Origin of the sequence: Catellatospora chokoriensis, from assembly GCF_011297315.1 — a bacterium.
Lineage (GTDB): Bacteria > Actinomycetota > Actinomycetes > Mycobacteriales > Micromonosporaceae > Catellatospora > Catellatospora citrea.
The window spans coordinates 38,200-54,215 of the sequence record NZ_JAAOTI010000045.1; the positions used below are offsets into that span (position 1 = coordinate 38,200).

Consider the following 16,016-nt stretch of genomic DNA (forward strand, 5'->3'; position numbering starts at 1 on the left):
GGCACCGCGCCAGCGGTGCCCCTTTTCCATGCGCTCAGCCGATGTAGTCCTCCAGCAAGGCGGGTGTGAGCCCGGACTTGTAGATCGCGTTCAGCGCACCGAGCAGGTCGTCCATCAGCGCCGGGCGGAAGTGCATCAGCAGCACGTCGCCGGGCTGCACGACCTTCTTGGACGTCTGGTAGCGCACGATGCCCTTGTCGACCGTCTGCGTCCAGAAGAACGCCGCCTGCGCCCCGCAGTCGTGCGCGGCCTTCAGCGTGGTGGCGTCCTTGTTGCCGAACGGCGGGCGGAACAGCGTCGGCCGGCGGCCGAACAGCTGCGCCAGCTTGTCCGCAGAAGCGCAGATCTCCTTCTTCTGGAACTCGTACGACTTCCCCTTCAGCGAGGTGTGCGTGACAGTGTGGTTCTCCACCATGCCGCCCGCCTCCTGGATCGCCTTGAAGTACGGCGTGTACTTGGTGGCCGCGGGGGAGTTCAGGAACATCGTCACCGGGATCTTCGCCTGCCGGATGAACTCGATGACCTCGGGCTTACGTGACAGCGCACCGTCGTCGATGGTGATGAAGGCGACCTTGTTCGTGGTCGGCACCCGCGACAGCCACATCGCCGAGGCGCTCTCGGGCACCTTCACCCGCTGCGGGGCCGGTGCCGCAGGGAACTCGGGCACCCGCTCCAGATACCACTGCAGGGTCTTGAACCCCGCGGGCGACGGCTGCACCGACGGGCTGGGTGAGGCGCTGGGGCTGGGGCTCGGCGACGCTGTCGGCGTGGGGCTGATCTCGGGACCGGCGAAACCCGGGTCCGGGCCCGCGCTCTTGCACGCGGCGGGCGCGAGGAGTGCGATCAGCAGGAACACGGCAACGGCGCGGCGGAGGGGGGTGGGGGCCACGCCCGGACTCTATCCAGGCTGGGTGAATCCGCAATACCACGGAAAGCTCAAGAGGAAGTCAGATATCGGCGGGAACACGCCCGGGCAGGCCGAAACGTTGCCCGCGGGGCACCACGAGCCCGTCGGCCAGCAGGCTGTCCAGGGCCCGTTCCCGCTGCACCGCATCCGGCCACACCACGTCCAGCGCCGGCTTCGCCACCGGGCCCGGCGCGTGCCGCAGCACGGCCAGCAACAGCCCGCGCACCTGGCGGTCGGTGCCCGCGTAGCGCTGCGGCTTGCGGGACGGACCCGCCGGCAGGGTTGCGCCCGAGCGCCGCCACGCGCACCGCTCCCGCAGCGGGCAGGCCTCGCACCGGGGCGTACGCGCCGTGCACAGCACCGCGCCCAGTTCCATCAGCGCCGCACTGGCCCGCGCCGCCGCCGGCTCGGCCTGCGGCAGGAGCGATTCGACGAGGGTGAGGTCCGCCGGAGTGGTGGCCGCGCCCGCGTCGGGCAGACCGTGCACGGCCCGCGCCGCGACCCGGCGCACGTTCGTGTCCACCACGGGATGGCGCTGCCCGTACGCGAACGCCAGCACCGCCCGCGCCGTGTAGTCCCCGACGCCCGGCAACGACAGCATCTGGTCCAGCCGCCGCGGCACCTGCCCGCCGTGCCGCTCCACGAGGGCCGTGGCGCACGCGTGCAGCCGCATCGCCCGCCGGGGGTAGCCCAGCCGCCCCCAGGCCCGGATCGCCTCACCGGAGTCCTCCGCGGCCAGATCCGCGGGCGCGGGCCAGCGGGCCACCCACTCCCGCCACACCGGCAGCACCCGCACGACGGGCGTCTGCTGCAGCATGAACTCGCTGATCAACACCGGCCAGGCGCCGATGTCCGGCTCCCGCCACGGCAGGTCACGTGCGTTGGCGTCGTACCACGCAGTGGTCAGGGAGGCGAGTTCGGACATGCGCACCACCCTACTGGTGCACAATGCCCGCAGAAGCGAGCGAGTCACGACGCGGGTTGCCCTCGGCGGGCGCAGCGAGGAGAAGGCATGACTGACGTGCACGGGGCCGAGCTGGCCGTCACCGTGATCGGACCGGACCGGACCGGGATCGTCGCCGACGTCGCCGAGGCGCTGGCCAGGCTCGGTGCGAACCTCACCGACTCCACGATGACGCGCCTGCGCGGCCACTTCGCGATGACCCTGATCTGCACCGCGCAGGCCAGCGCGACCGAGGTCGAGGCGGCCCTGCTGCCGCTGTCCGCGGACGGCCAGCTGCTGGTGACCGTGCGCAACGTCGGCCAGGACGAGTCCGGACACAACGGCGGCCTGCCGTACCTGCTGAGCGTCCACGGCGCCGACCGGCTCGGCATCGTCGCAGCGGTGACCCGCGTCGTCGCCGACGCCGGCGGCAACATCACCGACCTGTCCACCCGCCTGGTCGGACCGCTGTACCTGCTCGTCGCCGAGGTCGACCTGCCCGAAGGCGTGCCGGGCAAGCTGACCGAGCGCCTCGCGCACGTCGCCGAGGAGCTCGGCATCGAGGTCAACCTGCGCCCGGCCGGGGCGGACGTCTTATGAGCGGGCAGTACACCCGGAAACAGGGTGGTGGGGAGGCGCCGTGAGCATCGAAGGCTGGGACATCACGGCGCTCGGCGCGGGCCGGGTGCTGCCCGTCGTCACCGCGCCGGAACCGGTGCTGAGCCGGGTCGGCGAGGCCGTGGACCCGACCGACCCGCGGGTGGTGGCGCTGGCCGCCGACCTCGTCGCGACCATGGCCGTGTCGCCGGGCTGCGTCGGCCTCGCCGCCCCGCAGGTCGGCGTCGGCATGCAGCTGTTCGCCGTCGACGTCACCGACCACCCCAAGGCGGCCACCGTGCACGGCGCGTTCGTGCTCGCCAACGCCGTGATCGTGGAGGCCAGCCGGTGGCGTCCGGGCCGGGAGGGCTGCATGTCGGTGCCCGACCTCACCGGCGACGTCAAACGCGCCGGGCGCATCGTGGTCACCGGCGAACTGCCTGGCAGCGGACGGAAGGTGACGATCACCACCGATGCCTTCGAGGCCCGCGCGCTCCAGCACGAGATCGACCACTGCAACGGACTGCTCTTTTTGGACAAGGTGAGCGGAGCGCACGCGATCTATCAGCGGAAAGTCTATCTGTGACACGGAGTTCGCGCCCTGAGCGTGTCGCGTCGTGCGTGTCGTGATCGTGGGCGCTAGCGTGAGCACATCATGAGACTGATAGTGGGTCCGCTGCCCGCAGCCGTCTACTGGCGACGCCGCGCCATGGTGCTCGGTGCGCTGCTGGTTGCCGTTCTCATGATCACCCTGATGGTGCGGGGCACCGGCAGCGGCGGCGCCCCGCAGCCGTCCGCCAACGGCACGACCGCCAGCGCGGGAGTCTCACCGGCGTCGGCCGCGGGGCAACCCGGCCCGAGCCCGTCCGCGTCACCGAGCGACAGCGTCATCACGCCGGTGTCCGAGCTTCCGCCGTCCCCGAGTCCGGACGCCGAGGGCGAGGGCGAAGGCGAGAACGATCCGAACGCCTGCACGGACGCCGAGATCAAAGTGACTGCGAAGCCGACGCAGACGACGCTCAAGCGCGGCAGCGACCTGCTCATCACGCTGCTCATCAAGAACACCTCGAACCGGACGTGCACGCGGGACGTCGGTGCCGATCTTCAGGAGCTGCGGATCCTGAAGAGCACGGAGAAGGTGTGGTCGAGTGATGACTGCGGGGGGCCGCGGGGGCATGAGGTGCGGTCGTTCCCGCCGGCGCATGAGCGGTCTTACACGGTGGTGTGGAACGGGCATTCGAGTTCGGCCTGTGAGAAGTCGATCAAGCGGGTGCCGGATGGGCCGGTTCCTCCTGCTGGGGAGTATCGGCTGTATGCGCGGGTCGGGACGGCGATCTCTGCGTCTGTGACTCTCAAGCTTTCGTAGGTGCTTGCTGTCGTGGGTCGCTGCGCCGGGGGAATGCTCTTGGCGCTGGGGCCGCAAAGAGCGCGGCCTTTTACGCGCCTGCGAGCATTCCCCCGGCTCCGCTCCTCGCCGTAGTCGCACGCCCGATGGTGGGCGAGGTGGGTGGGCAACCCAGGGAGAGAGCGACAGCCTTAACGGCACACATGCCGTCCCCGGGGTAACGCGTAGCCGCCACCCGTGAAGCCGCGAACCCACGTTCCAGAACACCTGAACACAGCCAGCCTGTTCGCCGCAGCACGCTTCGCCGGGCCGTCACCCTTCCCCTGTCGTGCCCTGAACCGGTAACTGGGGTGGGGTGGGGTGGCTGTCGCTTTGTGGGAAAAGGGTGGCCCTTTTTACCTGGTTAGCTTTGTGAGGGTGCGTGGAGCGGGGGTTGGGGTCGAGCGCGTAAAAGGCCGCGCTCTTTGCGGCCCCAGCGCTCGACCCCAACCCCCGCGGAACGCTACGCAGTCACGGCCTCAGACATACCGCTCAAGGATCGACGTCTCAGCAAGCCGCGAGAGACCTTCACGGACGCCACGAGCACGGGCGTCGCCGACGCCGTCGACGGCCTGGAGGTCTTCGACGGTCGCGCCGAGGAGGCGCTGGAGGCTGCCGAAGTGGTCGACGAGGCGGTCGACTATGGCGCCGGGCAGGCGCGGCACGCGGGCGAGGAGGCGGAAGCCGCGGGGGCTGACGGCGGCGTCGAGGGCCTCGGTGCTGGCGGGGTAGCCCATGGCCTTGGCGACGGAGACAAGGTCGATCAGTTCGCTGGCCGTGAGCAGGTCGAGTTCGACGAGGGCTTCGTCGACGGTCCTGGTCTTGCGGTTCATGGGGAGGTAGTCGCGGATGACGAGGGTGCGGTCGGCGTCCACGCCGGCCATCATCTCGTCGAGCTGGAGGGACAGCAGGCGGCCGTCGGTGCCGAGCTCGACCACGTAGCCGGCGATCTCGTCGGAGATGCGGCGGACCATTTCGAGGCGCTGCACGACGGCCAAGGCGTCGCGGACGGTGACCAGGTCCTCGATCTCCAGGGCGGAGAGGGTGCCGCTGACCTCGTCGAGGCGCAGCTTGTAGCGCTCGAGGGTGGCCAGGGCCTGGTTTGCCCGGGACAGTATCTGTCCGGAATCGTCCAGGGTGTGTCGCTGGCCGGCCACGTAGACGCCGATGATGTGCATCGACTGGCTGACCGAGATCACCGGGTAGCCGCTCTGCTTGGAGACGCGCTCGGCGGTGCGGTGCCGGGTGCCGGACTCCTCGGTGGGGATGGAGGCGTCGGGCATCAGGTGCACGGCGGCGCGCAGGATGCGGGTGCCGTCGGCGGAGAGCACGACGGCGCCGTCCATCTTGCACAGCTCGCGCAGGCGCGTGGCGGAGAACTCGACGTCGAGCGGGAAGCCGCCGGTGCACAGGGTCTCGATGAGTTTGTCGTATCCGAGGACGATGAGGGCGCCGGTCCGGCCGCGCAGGATGCGCTCGAGGCTGTCGCGCAGAGGCGTGCCTGGAGCTACCCGTGCCAGGGTGGCGCGCAACGGATCACCGCCGACTGCGGCGGTGTTCCAGGTGGTGTCGCGATCGATCGGCACGGGCACAGTCTACGGGGGCCGCCGAGCTGTGCCCGTCGGCCCGTGCTGGGAGCGTCACTCAGCGGACAACCGTGCAGCCCAGTGCAGTGCCGTACGCAGATCGGACACCTCTTCGACCCGCAGGTCCCCGGCGGGAGTGCCCGTTGACGACGGTCCGCAACCGGGCGGTACCAGAGCGTATTTGAAACCGAGCCGAACCGCCTCGGCCAGGCGCCGGGGGACCGCGCCGACGCGCCGCACCTCACCCGTGAGACCTACCTCACCGATGGCCGCGAGCCGGGGCGACATGGACAGGTTGAGCCCGGCGGAGGCGACCGCCAGCGCGACGGCCAGGTCCGCGGCGGGCTCGACGACCCGGATGCCGCCGACCGTGGCGGCGAACACCTCCTTGTCGTGCAGCGCCATGCGCTCGGTGCGCCGCTGCAGCACGGCCAGCACCATGGCCAGCCGCGCCGAGTCGAGGCCGGACACGGTGCGCCGCGGCGATCCGGCGACGGTCGCCCCGATCAGCGCCTGCACCTCGGTGACCAGGGCGCGGCGGCCCTCCATGGCGACGGTGACGCAGGTGCCGGGCACCGGCTCGGCGTATCGGGTGAGGAACAGCCCCGACGGGTCGGGCAGCGAGGTGATGCCGCCCTCGTTCATCTCGAAGCAGCCGACTTCGTCGGCGGCCCCGAAGCGGTTCTTCAGCCCGCGGACCAGGCGCAGCGAGGAGTGCTTGTCGCCCTCGAAGTGCAGCACCACGTCGACCAGGTGCTCCAGCACGCGGGGACCCGCCACGCTGCCGTCCTTGGTGACGTGGCCGACCAGCACGGTCGCGATGTTGCGCTCCTTGGCCACGGCGACCAGCGCGGCGGTGACCGCCCGCACCTGGGTGACGCCGCCGGGCACGCCGTCGTTGCCGGGGGCGGCGATGGTCTGCACGGAGTCGAGCACGAGCAGGCCGGGCTTGACCGCGTCGAGGTGGCCGAGCACCGCGGCCAGGTCGGTCTCGGCGGCCAGGTAGAGCTGCTCGTGCAGGGTGTTCATGCGCTCGGCCCGCAGCCGGACCTGGCTGACGGACTCCTCGCCGCTGACGATGAGGGAAGGGCTGCCGGCCCCGGCCGCCCACTGCTGGGCCACGTCGAGCAGCAGGGTGGACTTGCCGACGCCGGGCTCGCCGGCCAGCAGCACGACCGAGCCGGGCACGAGGCCGCCGCCGAGCACGCGGTCGAGTTCGCTGACGCCGGTGGCCACGGCACGGGCGGGCACGGCGGAGATGGTGGCGATGGGCCGAGCCGGTTCGCCGGGGGCGCGGGGGGCCACGTTGCGCATCGCGCCGAGGGCCGGACCTGCCGAGGCCTCGATGACCGAGCCCCATTCGCCGCATTCAGGGCAGCGGCCGAACCACTTGGGAGGCTGATGCCCGCACGCGTCACAGACGTATCCGGGGCGTGCGGGCTTCGCCGTCTTCGAGGTGCTGCGCACTGTCACGTGCGCAACCTACCCCGTGGGTGTGACGGTGGTAGGCAGGCCGTCCGGGGCCGCCGGACAGGCGGGCCACCGGGACGGCGACTACCGGGTCAGTGGCCTTCGCCCTCGGTGCCGGGGCGGGTCGGCGGCGCCGAGACAGGCAGGCGCGGCTGCGGGCTGAGCGGCGGCGCGATCGGCACCACGGTGCCCGGCAGGGTCTCCAGGACCAGGCCGTTGGAGAACGTCAGCTTCAGGTGCACGCCCTCGCCGTTGACGACCGGCTTCTTGAGCCCGGTCAGGGCAAGGAACTGGCCGCTGCCCGGGGTCAGCTCCAGGTAGCCGGCCGGCGGGATGGTGAGCTTCGCGGGGGGCGCGGCGGCCGGGCTGGGGCTGGTCGCCGGGGCCGGGCTGGTCGCCGCGCCCGGGGACGCGCTGCCGGCCGCATTCGGCGACTTGCTCGCCGCGGGGCTCGGCGACTCCGCGGCCGGGCTCGGGCTCGGCTTCAGGTCGGCGGCCGAGGCCAGCTTCACGGAGGCCGCGTCGTTGGACTCGAACTTGTCGAGCGTGATCGGCTGCTCGGTGTCGTTGAAGATGCGCAGCTGCAGCGGTGCGGTCGCGCCCTGCGCGTAGCCGGTCGGGCCGGCGTAGGCGAGCACCGCGTCGCGGAGCGCGACGTTGCCGCCGTTCGGGCCCGGCACGGTCAGGCTGAAGCCGGGCACGGCCGCCACCTGGTCGGCGGTCTGCGAGTTCATGCCGGCGCTGCAGCCGGTCAGGGCCAGGGCAGCGGCGGCGGCACCGCCGGCCAGGAGCTTGGTGATCGAGCGAGTCACGGGCTCAGCGTAGTGTCCGCCGATCGCGGCTCCGCAGCCGACCCGCCGCCGATCACAGCGCGCCGCTGAGCACCAGCAGGGCGAGGTCCACGGCGGCGACGGCGAGCAGGGCGCGGAAGGCGGCGCGCGGTGCCGCGTACCAGCCGATGACGATCAGGACGACGGCCGTGAGCAGCGCGCCGGCCCCGGCCCACAGCGGTGGCCGGGCCCCCGCCAGCAGGGTCAGCGTCGCGGCCAGCAGCAGTCCGGACGCCGCGGCGAGGCTGCGCCGGGCGCCCAGCCGCTGGGGCAGGCCGCGGACTCCGGTGGCCGCGTCGTCGGCGAGGTCGGGCACCGCGTTGAGCAGGTGTGCCGCGCCCGCCAGCAGCGCCGCCGCGGCGATCAGCCAGCCCGGCGGGAGTGGCGCGCCGGGGAGCGCGGTGCTCACGAAGATCACCAAGCAGGCGAAGGACACCAGGTAGGGCACGATCGACCAGACCGTGGCCTTGAGCGGCCAGTTGTACAGGTGGGCGGACAGCACGGCGACCGCGAACCACGCCCCGGCGGGCCAGCCCCACCAGAGGCAGGCGGCGCCGGTGGCGGCGGCGGCCACCACGGCCGCGACGGCGACGGTACGGCGGCCCGCCAGGTCCCCGGCCAGCGGCTTGTCGGTCCGGCCCACCGCCGTGTCGCGCCCGGCGTCGATCGCGTCGTTGGCCCAGCCGACCGACAGCTGGCTCAGCGCCACCGTCGCCATGACCGCGGCGACGCCGGCCGGAGTGTGGCCCATGCCGACCGCCAGCAGGCCGCCGAAGACGGTGACGGCGAGGGCGGGCAGGGGGTGGCAGGCGCGCAGCAGACCCAGCGGTGACATCTGGTCAGTGTCGCGCGTCACCGTTATCGTCGCCGACCGTGGACAACAGACGTGGTCGTGGCGCTGCCGTCGCCTCGCTGGCCGTGGTGGCACTGCTGATCGCGGGCGGCTGGTGGTGGCGGTCCGCGGGCGCGGAGCCGCCCCGGCCGGTCCCGCTGCCGCAGCCGATGCCCTCGCCGGCGTGGCAGGCCGCGGCCGACGAGCTCGCGGCCTTGTGGGCGGACCGCCCGAGCAGCAGCGTGGTGGCCATCCAGCCGCCGCTGGAGCTGTCCTCGGGGCAGCCGGCGGCACACCTGCTGAAACTCCCGTACGGCGCGTTCGAGCTGCATGCGGTCTGCGTCGGAGACGCGGGCACGATGCGGGTCACGGTGGCCGCCGCCGACGGCCGCACCGTCTCGGCGGTCGACGCGGAGTGCTCGCTGGAGGTCGGGTACCCGCCGGAGCCGCTGCTGCTGCCGAAGGACGTCGGACAGCTGCGGGTCACGATGTCGGTCGACGGAACCGGTGCCGCGGTCGGCGCGTGGCGGGTGCTGGACAAGCGCGCGCCCGGTGGGCCGGACCAGTGGCGCCTCCAGGCCCAGACCGAACTGCCCGCCGACCGCGCGGCACGGACGCTGTTCGACAGCTGGTTGGCGGGCGGCGACGAGTCGACGGCCGAGCTGACCCTGTCCGGGCCCACCGAGCTGCGGGTCGTCTGCGCCGGGCAGATCATGCTCCGGGTGGAGGTCGCCGAGGAGGGGAACCGGTATCGGGTGGAGCACCCCTGCAACTCGCGCTACCCGTACGTGAACCCCCTCGGCGCTTCGGGAAAGGCGCGCGTGACGCTGACCGGGCTGGGGCCCGCGGGCACGGCCTGGGTGCGCGTGCAGGCGGTGCGGCTGCCGCCGGGCGCGACGCCGTCCTAGGTGCCGGGCGGGTGCGGGGTCGGTGGCAGCGAGACGCCCGGCGACGAGGTCGGGGACGTGGCCGCCGGCGCGGAGACAGCCGGGCGCACGGGCGGGCCGGGCTGCGGGGCGTCGGGGGTCCCGCCGGTCAGGCCGGGCCAGGCGATGAGCAGCAGGCTCAGCAAGGTGATCACAACGGCGATGGCGAGCACGATCAACGGCAGCACGAGCGACGGCTGATCAGGATCGTCAATGCGCTCGGGCAGGTGCAGTCGCCTTCGCCAGCGCGCACGCCAGGCCGCACGCCGTGCGGCCCGGGCTTCGGCCCGCAGCTCGTCCCGGACCCGCTCTGCCTCTTCGGCCAGCTCAGCGGGGTCATCGGGAATGACGACCTCTCCCCACTCGGGCGGGAGGTCCGGAAGGCCGTTGCCCAGCGTGCCCATCGCCGGCTCCTCGCGCGTTCAGCACCGCGTCTCTCTACTGTCCCGCGTCCTACAGACTCACGCTAGTGGCGTGTCGGAGGAGATTGAGGACTGTTCGCGATGCGGACATCGGGTGCCACAGATACCAATGAGTGCAGAAAAGGTCACTCAGAGTAGCGGAAGAAGCGTTGCTGAGCTGTGTCAAGCAGAAGAAATACGGCTCACAACGGGGGTGAGCTGCGCTAACTGTGCAAGACGGGCTGGGACTGCACGGCACGCCCGTGTTACCCTAGACACAGCGAAAGGGGTTTCGTACCTATGGATTTCAGTGTCGGCGAGACCGTTGTCTACCCCCACCACGGGGCCGCACTCATCGAGGCTATCGAGACCCGCACCATCAAGGGCGAGGAGAAGCTTTACCTCGTCCTTCGGGTCGCTCAAGGCGACCTGACGGTGCGGGTGCCCGCCGAGAACGCCGAGATCGTCGGCGTGCGTGAGGTGGTTGGCGAAGAGGGCCTGTCCAAGGTTTTCGACGTCCTCCGCGCCCCGCACACCGAGGAGCCGACCAACTGGTCGCGGCGCTACAAGGCGAATCTTGAGAAGCTTGCCTCGGGTAACCCGCTCAAGGTGGCTGAGGTCGTGCGTGACCTCTGGCGCCGTGAGCGTGAGCGTGGTCTGTCGGCGGGGGAGAAGCGGATGCTCGCCAAGGCTCGGGACATCCTCGTCGGTGAGGTCGCGCTCGCCGAGAAGAGCACCAAGGACGGAGCCGAGGTTCTCCTGGACAAGGTGCTCGCCGAGGCGTGACCCGCACAACGGCAGTGTCATCTGATATCGATAGCCGCGACGTTCCTGCGCCTGCTCGGCGCAAGGACGTCGCGGTTCTCGTTCCCGCGGCCGGCATGGGCCTGCGCCTGGGCGGCGGAACCCCCAAGGCCCTGCGCGAGCTGGCCGGCGAGCCGCTACTGGTGCACGCGTGCCGCCGGCTCGCCCTGGCCCCTTCGGTGGCGATGATCGTCATCGCCGCGCCGCCCGGCGACGTGGACGCGGTCCGCGCGCTGGTGCCCGGGGCCGTCGTGGTGCCCGGCGGGGCCACCCGGCAGCAGTCGGTAGCCGCGGCCCTGGCCGCCGTGCCGGAGTCCATCGAGGTCGTGCTGGTGCATGACGCCGCCCGCGCGCTGACCCCGCCTGAGCTGGTCGAGGCGGTCGCCGCCGCGGTCCGTTCCGGCGCGGCCGCCGTGGTGCCCGCCCTGCCCGTGGTCGACACCATCAAGCGGGTGGACGCCGGCGAGCACGTCCTGGAGACCGTCGACCGCGCCCCGCTACGCGTGATCCAGACCCCGCAGGGCTTCCCCCGGGACACCCTGGTCCGCGCTCACGCCGAGGCCGTCGACGAGCACACCGACGACGCGGGCATGGTCGAGCGCCTCGGCCACAAGGTCCACTGCGTCCCCGGCAGCGACCTGGCCCTGAAAATCACCCGCCCCCTGGACCTCCTCATCGCCGAATCCCTCCTGTCCGCTCACCCCCTCCCCGCAAGTTGATCATGAACTTATGGACCATGGTGGGGGATCGTCGGGGGGCCGCCGTTCAGGCGGAACCCCGGGATGAGTCACTATCGGCGGGTTCGGCGGTGTGTCGCCACCCTGGCGCCGTGATGATCGAGGAGGCGTACCGGTGAGAGTCGGCATCGGCACGGATGTGCACGCGTTCGACGACACCCGCCCGTGCTGGGTCGGCGGGCTGCTGTGGCCGGGAGTGCCCGGCCTGGCCGGCCACTCCGACGGCGACGTGATCGCGCACGCCGCCTGCAACGCGCTGTTCAGCGCAGCCGACCTCGGCGACCTCGGGGCGAACTTCGGGGTCGATCGGCCCGAGTGGTCGGGCGCCTCCGGGGTGACGCTGCTCACCGAGGCGGCGCGGCTGGTACGCGCCGCCGGATTCACCATCGGCAACGTCTCTGTGCAGGTCGTGGGCAAGTACCCGAAGGTAGGCACGCGCCGTGCCGAGGCGCAACGGGTGTTGTCGGCCGCGGCGGGGGCCTCGGTCAGCGTTTCCGGCGCGACTACGGACGGGCTCGGGTTCACCGGCCGCGGTGAGGGCCTCGCCGCGATCGCGGTGGCACTGGTGCACCCCGATCCCCAGGTTCCGCAGCCGTAGACGGGACCGAACGGTGCGGAAATGAAGGCGGACCGCCGCCCGATTCCCGCACCGTCCCATCTCGGCGCTGGGCCGGGTCACCCCGGGGCGCGACCCGACCAGGTCCAGGCGTATCCGGGGTCTTCGCAGGCCAGTGCGGGTTCGCACAGGTCCAGCGGGCGGAAGGTGTCCACCATGACGGCCAGTTCGTCGAAGCGCTCCGCCCCGATCGAACGCTCGGCCGCACCCGGCTGCGGCCCATGGGTGAACCCGGACGGGTGCAGCGAGATCGAACCCTGGCCGATGCCGGAGCCGCGACGCGCCTCGTAGTCGCCACCGGTGTAGAAGAGCATCTCGTCGGAGTCGACGTTGTGGTGGTTGTACGGCACCGGGATCGCGAGCGGGTGGTAGTCCACCTTGCGCGGCACGAAGGAACAGATCACGAAGTTCGGACCCTGGAAGGTCTGGTGCACCGGCGGCGGCTGGTGCAGCCGACCGGTGATCGGCTCGAAGTCGTGGATCGAGAACGCCCACGGGTAGAGGCACCCGTCCCAGCCCACGACGTCGAACGGGTGCTGGGCGTACACGTGCCGGGTCCAACCGCGACGGTGCTGCACCAGCACCTCGACGTCGGTGCCGTCGACGAGCAGCGGCTCGTCGGGCCCCCGCAGGTCGCGCTCGCAGTAGGGGGAGTGCTCCAGGAACTGGCCGCGCACGGACAGGTAGCGCTTCGGCGGCCCGATGTGCCCGGTGGCCTCGATGACCAGCAGCCGGGTCGGCTCCAGCGGGACCAGCCGGTGCACCACCGAGGTGGGCACGATGACGTAGTCGCCGGCGGTGACCTCCAGCACGCCGAACACCGACTCCACGCGCAGTCGGCCGGCCTCGACGTAGAGGCACTCGTCGCCGATCGCGTTGCGATACAGGGGCGACGGGGTGTCGGCGAGCACGTACGAGATGCGGCAGTCGTCGTTGGCGAGCAGGTGCTGGCGGCCGAGCACGGCGTCGGCGCCGGACTGGTCCAGCTTGTGGGTCTGCAGGTGGCGGGGCTTGAGAGGGCGGTTCGGCAGCCTGGTCCAGGCGGGCGGGTCGAACTCCTCGGCCGCCACGATCGCGGTCGGCGCGTGCCGGTGGTAGAGCAGCGAGGAGTCGGAGGAGAAGCCCTCCTGCCCCATCAGCTCCTCGGCGTAGAGGCCGCCGTCGGGCTTGCGGAACTGCGTGTGCCGTTTCCGCGGGACCTCGCCGACGCTGCGGTAGTACGGCATGGCCAACCTCCAGTGTCGCTTTTAGGAGCGGTGTCCACTTTACGAAGAGATCCGTCCGATAATCGGACACTCTTGTCCGCTCTATGTAGCGTCCACTAGATTGACTGATCATGTCAACGCCACTGCTGCTGGCGCAGCTGCTCGACGATGCCGCGGTCTTCCCGCCCGGCAGCGCCACGCTGTCCGACGCCGTGGCGGCCCACCGCGAACACCGCCGCGCCTGGTACGCCCAGCTCGTCGGGCCGCTCCTGGTGCCCGCCTCCCAGCTGCCCGACCTCGGCCCGCTGCTGGCCGAGGGCGAGGATCTCGCGGTCGGGGTCATCGCCGACGGGCCCGCGGCCGACTGCTTCGCGACGCCGCCCGCCGGGGTCCGGACCGTCCAGGTCGAGGCCGCCATGGCGCGCCGCGGCGAGGACCCGTCACCCGCCGTGCACGACTTCCTGCATCGGGTACGCGACAGCGGGGTGCGCGGATACGCGGAGATCCCGCTCGCCTGGGGGCTGCTGGCCGCGCTCGACGTGCTCGCGCAGGCCCGCGCGACCGGACTGCCGGTGTCCGCGAAATTCCGCACCGGGGGCCTGGCGGCCGAGCTGTTCCCCACGCCGATGGAGCTGGCCGCGGTGATCATCGCGTGCCACGAGCGTGAGCTGCCGTTCAAGCTCACCGCCGGGCTGCACCACGCGATCCGGCACACCGACCCCGAGACCGGATTCACCCACCACGGCTTCCTCAACGTGCTGGCCGCCGCGTGCGCCGCCGCCGAGGGGGTGGAGGTGACCGAGGTCGCCGGCCTGCTGGCCACCACCCAGCCGCTGACCCTCATCGAAGCGGTGCGCTCGCGCCGCACCCACCAGCGGCCGCTGTGGGTCGGCTTCGGCACCTGCAGCATCCCCGAGCCACTCGCGGACCTGCAAAAACTCGGACTTCTCGACGGGCGCGCGTGAGCACCCGACCCGCCGAGCGCGGTGAACGAACCATCTCGCCGGGCACGCACGCCCGTGGCGAGCAGAGCAAGGAGAAGGCATGACCTGGGTGCCCGGAGCCACCGGTGGCGGCTACGACCTGAACCACCTTCCGTACGGAGTCGTCGTGGGCTCCGACGGGCAGGCCCGGTGTGCCGTACGCATCGGTGATTTTGCTTTTGACTTGGGCGCCGCGGAGGCGGCCGGGTTGATTCTCGCCGGGGACAGCCTGCGAGCGCCGAACCTGGACGCGTTTCTGGCGCTGGGGCCGGCGCACTGGTCGGCGGTCCGGGCCCGGTTGACGGAGCTGCTCGGCGACCCGGCCCACCGGGCCGAGGTCGAGCCGCTGCTGCTCCCGCTCGCGACCGTGGCCAACGTGCTGGCCTGGACCGTCGCGGACTACGTCGACTTCTACTCCTCCGAGAACCACGCCTCGAACGTCGGCCAGATCTTCCGGCCCGGCCAGGCGGCGCTGCTGCCGAACTGGAAACACCTGCCCATCGGCTATCACGGCCGCGCGGGCACCGTCGTGGTCAGCGGCACGCCGGTGGTACGCCCCAGCGGTCAGCGTGCCGCCGGTGACTTCGGCCCGTGCCGGCGCCTGGACATCGAAGCCGAAGTCGGCTTCGTGGTCGGGGTCGGCTCCACCCTCGGCGAGCCGGTGCCGTGGCAGCGCTTCGCCGACCACGTGTTCGGCGTGGTGCTGGTCAACGACTGGTCGGCCCGCGACATCCAGGCGTGGGAGTACCAGCCCCTCGGCCCGTTCCTGGGCAAGTCCTTCGCGACCTCGGTGTCGGCGTGGATCACGCCATTGGCCGCTTTCGGCGAGCAGGCGTGGACCGCGGCACCCGTGCAGGACCCGCCGGTGCTGCCGTATCTCGACGACGACCGGCGTGCGCTCGACCTCGCCATCACTGTCGAGTGGAACGAGACCACGGTGGCCAGCCCGCCGTTCCGCACCATGTACTGGACGCCGGCGCAGCAGCTGGCGCACCTGACCGTCAACGGAGCGAACTTGCGTACGGGCGACCTGTTCGCCTCCGGCACGGTGTCGGGACCGGAGCGTGACCAGGTGGGCTCGTTCCTGGAACTGACGTGGGGCGGCAAGGAGCCGGTCCTGGTCAAGGGCGAGGAACGCGCGTTTCTGGCCGACGGAGACACCGTCGTTTTGCGTGCCCGGGTGGCAGACATCGAACTCGGTGTCGTTGCAGGGACTGTTTTCCCAGCTCAGATCTAATGTGATCGGCGCCGCACCACCCCGATTTGCATGGTCGCCTGCCGTTTGCGTAATGTTCTCTCTGCCAGCGCGGAACGGACAAAAGCGGCGAGCGAAGAGCTCAAGTCGAAGTCCGGGAAACGCGGGACATCTGGGTGGTGCGGGACTTGCGCTCGCGAAACCGACCGGGTAATGTTCTTCGAGCCGGCAACGAGCCGGGCGGATGAGTCCGCCGAGAGTAAATCTCGGAAGTGACCGCCGGCCGGGTTGCAGGTTCTTCCGAACTGATCTAGCTACTTAAGTAGCTGTGGTGTGTTCGGGTTTGGGAAGCCGCGACATGGATGCAAATCGATCCTGAAAATTCAGGAAAGATTAGCTTGACACGGAGCGACAGACCGGGTAAGTTGGATGAGTTGCCCCGAGCGGGATCCCACAATGTGGGACACCAGCAAGGTGTGTGCTTGTTCTTTGAGAACTCAACAGGGTGCTATTTAAGCCAAGTGCCAATTATTGATCATCCTCTGGATGATTCCTTTGGTGATGGACAAATTTCGGACATTTTATTATGTCGGGGTTTGA

At 71.1% G+C, this 16,016-nt stretch carries 17 protein-coding genes; 9 read left to right on the forward strand and 8 right to left on the reverse strand.

Translation table 11 applies throughout. The annotated features are described in order from the left end of the window. Positions 1-34: 34 nt before the first annotated feature. Positions 35-889 carry a polysaccharide deacetylase family protein gene (locus HAV39_RS39815; RefSeq protein WP_239120864.1) on the reverse strand — a complete coding sequence of 285 codons (855 nt, stop codon included), beginning with the start codon at positions 887-889 and terminating at the stop codon, positions 35-37. Between the two features lie 58 nt (positions 890-947). After that, positions 948-1,832: an A/G-specific adenine glycosylase gene (locus tag HAV39_RS39820; protein ID WP_191844267.1), complete on the reverse strand. Its 885-nt coding sequence runs from the start codon at positions 1,830-1,832 to the stop codon at positions 948-950. An 87-nt stretch (positions 1,833-1,919) separates the two neighbouring features. On the opposite strand from HAV39_RS39820, the gene HAV39_RS39825 reads away from it, so the two are divergent. The 3 genes from HAV39_RS39825 to HAV39_RS39835 all read left to right on the forward strand — a co-directional run bounded on the left by HAV39_RS39825 (position 1,920) and on the right by HAV39_RS39835 (position 3,813). Then, the gene (locus HAV39_RS39825) at positions 1,920-2,450 is read left to right on the forward strand and encodes a glycine cleavage system transcriptional repressor (protein WP_191844268.1); all 531 of its coding nucleotides are present in this window, start codon (positions 1,920-1,922) and stop codon (positions 2,448-2,450) included. Positions 2,451-2,490: 40 nt separating this feature from the next. Continuing rightward, a complete protein-coding gene (gene def / locus HAV39_RS39830; protein WP_191844269.1) occupies positions 2,491-3,033 on the forward strand; it encodes a peptide deformylase in 543 nt (180 codons plus the stop codon). Positions 3,034-3,102: 69 nt separating this feature from the next. Beyond that, positions 3,103-3,813, forward strand: coding sequence for a hypothetical protein (locus HAV39_RS39835; RefSeq protein ID WP_191844270.1), 711 nt, complete (start codon positions 3,103-3,105; stop codon positions 3,811-3,813). Positions 3,814-4,310: 497 nt separating this feature from the next. Here HAV39_RS39835 and disA read toward each other — a convergent pair whose 3' ends face one another. The 4 genes from disA to HAV39_RS39855 form a co-directional block, all read right to left on the reverse strand. Next, positions 4,311-5,417 carry a DNA integrity scanning diadenylate cyclase DisA gene (disA, locus tag HAV39_RS39840; RefSeq protein WP_373311836.1) on the reverse strand — a complete coding sequence of 369 codons (1,107 nt, stop codon included), beginning with the start codon at positions 5,415-5,417 and terminating at the stop codon, positions 4,311-4,313. Between the two features lie 54 nt (positions 5,418-5,471). Further along, positions 5,472-6,890, reverse strand: coding sequence for a DNA repair protein RadA (radA, locus tag HAV39_RS39845; RefSeq protein WP_191844271.1), 1,419 nt, complete (start codon positions 6,888-6,890; stop codon positions 5,472-5,474). A gap of 89 nt (positions 6,891-6,979) precedes the next feature. Then, positions 6,980-7,699 carry a copper chaperone PCu(A)C gene (locus tag HAV39_RS39850; RefSeq protein ID WP_191844272.1) on the reverse strand — a complete coding sequence of 240 codons (720 nt, stop codon included), beginning with the start codon at positions 7,697-7,699 and terminating at the stop codon, positions 6,980-6,982. A gap of 52 nt (positions 7,700-7,751) precedes the next feature. Continuing rightward, positions 7,752-8,552: a UbiA family prenyltransferase gene (locus HAV39_RS39855; protein WP_191844273.1), complete on the reverse strand. Its 801-nt coding sequence runs from the start codon at positions 8,550-8,552 to the stop codon at positions 7,752-7,754. 38 nt (positions 8,553-8,590) lie between these two features. On the opposite strand from HAV39_RS39855, the gene HAV39_RS39860 reads away from it, so the two are divergent. Beyond that, positions 8,591-9,457, forward strand: coding sequence for a DUF6023 family protein (locus HAV39_RS39860; RefSeq protein ID WP_191844274.1), 867 nt, complete (start codon positions 8,591-8,593; stop codon positions 9,455-9,457). On the opposite strand, the gene HAV39_RS39865 is transcribed toward HAV39_RS39860, so the two are convergent. Beyond that, entirely contained in the window at positions 9,454-9,879 is a 426-nt protein-coding gene (locus HAV39_RS39865; RefSeq protein WP_191844275.1) for a hypothetical protein, read from the reverse strand. The two genes, HAV39_RS39860 and HAV39_RS39865, sit on opposite strands and share 4 nt — an antisense overlap. A gap of 297 nt (positions 9,880-10,176) precedes the next feature. Between HAV39_RS39865 and HAV39_RS39870 the strand changes: the two genes are divergently transcribed. From HAV39_RS39870 to ispF, 3 genes are all read left to right on the forward strand, one after another. Beyond that, positions 10,177-10,662, forward strand: a complete 486-nt coding sequence (locus tag HAV39_RS39870) for a CarD family transcriptional regulator (RefSeq protein WP_120317389.1) — start codon at positions 10,177-10,179, stop codon at positions 10,660-10,662. 26 nt (positions 10,663-10,688) lie between these two features. Beyond that, the gene (ispD, locus tag HAV39_RS39875) at positions 10,689-11,399 is read left to right on the forward strand and encodes a 2-C-methyl-D-erythritol 4-phosphate cytidylyltransferase (protein WP_275413967.1); all 711 of its coding nucleotides are present in this window, start codon (positions 10,689-10,691) and stop codon (positions 11,397-11,399) included. Between the two features lie 133 nt (positions 11,400-11,532). Then, positions 11,533-12,015: a 2-C-methyl-D-erythritol 2,4-cyclodiphosphate synthase gene (gene ispF, locus HAV39_RS39880; protein ID WP_191844277.1), complete on the forward strand. Its 483-nt coding sequence runs from the start codon at positions 11,533-11,535 to the stop codon at positions 12,013-12,015. A 77-nt stretch (positions 12,016-12,092) separates the two neighbouring features. Here the strand turns inward: ispF and HAV39_RS39885 are convergent, their stop codons facing one another. Beyond that, positions 12,093-13,259, reverse strand: coding sequence for a homogentisate 1,2-dioxygenase (locus HAV39_RS39885; protein ID WP_191844278.1), 1,167 nt, complete (start codon positions 13,257-13,259; stop codon positions 12,093-12,095). A 110-nt stretch (positions 13,260-13,369) separates the two neighbouring features. On the opposite strand from HAV39_RS39885, the gene HAV39_RS39890 reads away from it, so the two are divergent. Next, the gene (locus tag HAV39_RS39890; RefSeq protein WP_191844279.1) at positions 13,370-14,203 is read left to right on the forward strand and encodes a hypothetical protein; all 834 of its coding nucleotides are present in this window, start codon (positions 13,370-13,372) and stop codon (positions 14,201-14,203) included. A gap of 79 nt (positions 14,204-14,282) precedes the next feature. Further along, entirely contained in the window at positions 14,283-15,458 is a 1,176-nt protein-coding gene (gene fahA / locus HAV39_RS39895) for a fumarylacetoacetase (protein WP_191844280.1), read from the forward strand. The last annotated feature ends 558 nt before the right edge of the window (positions 15,459-16,016 follow it).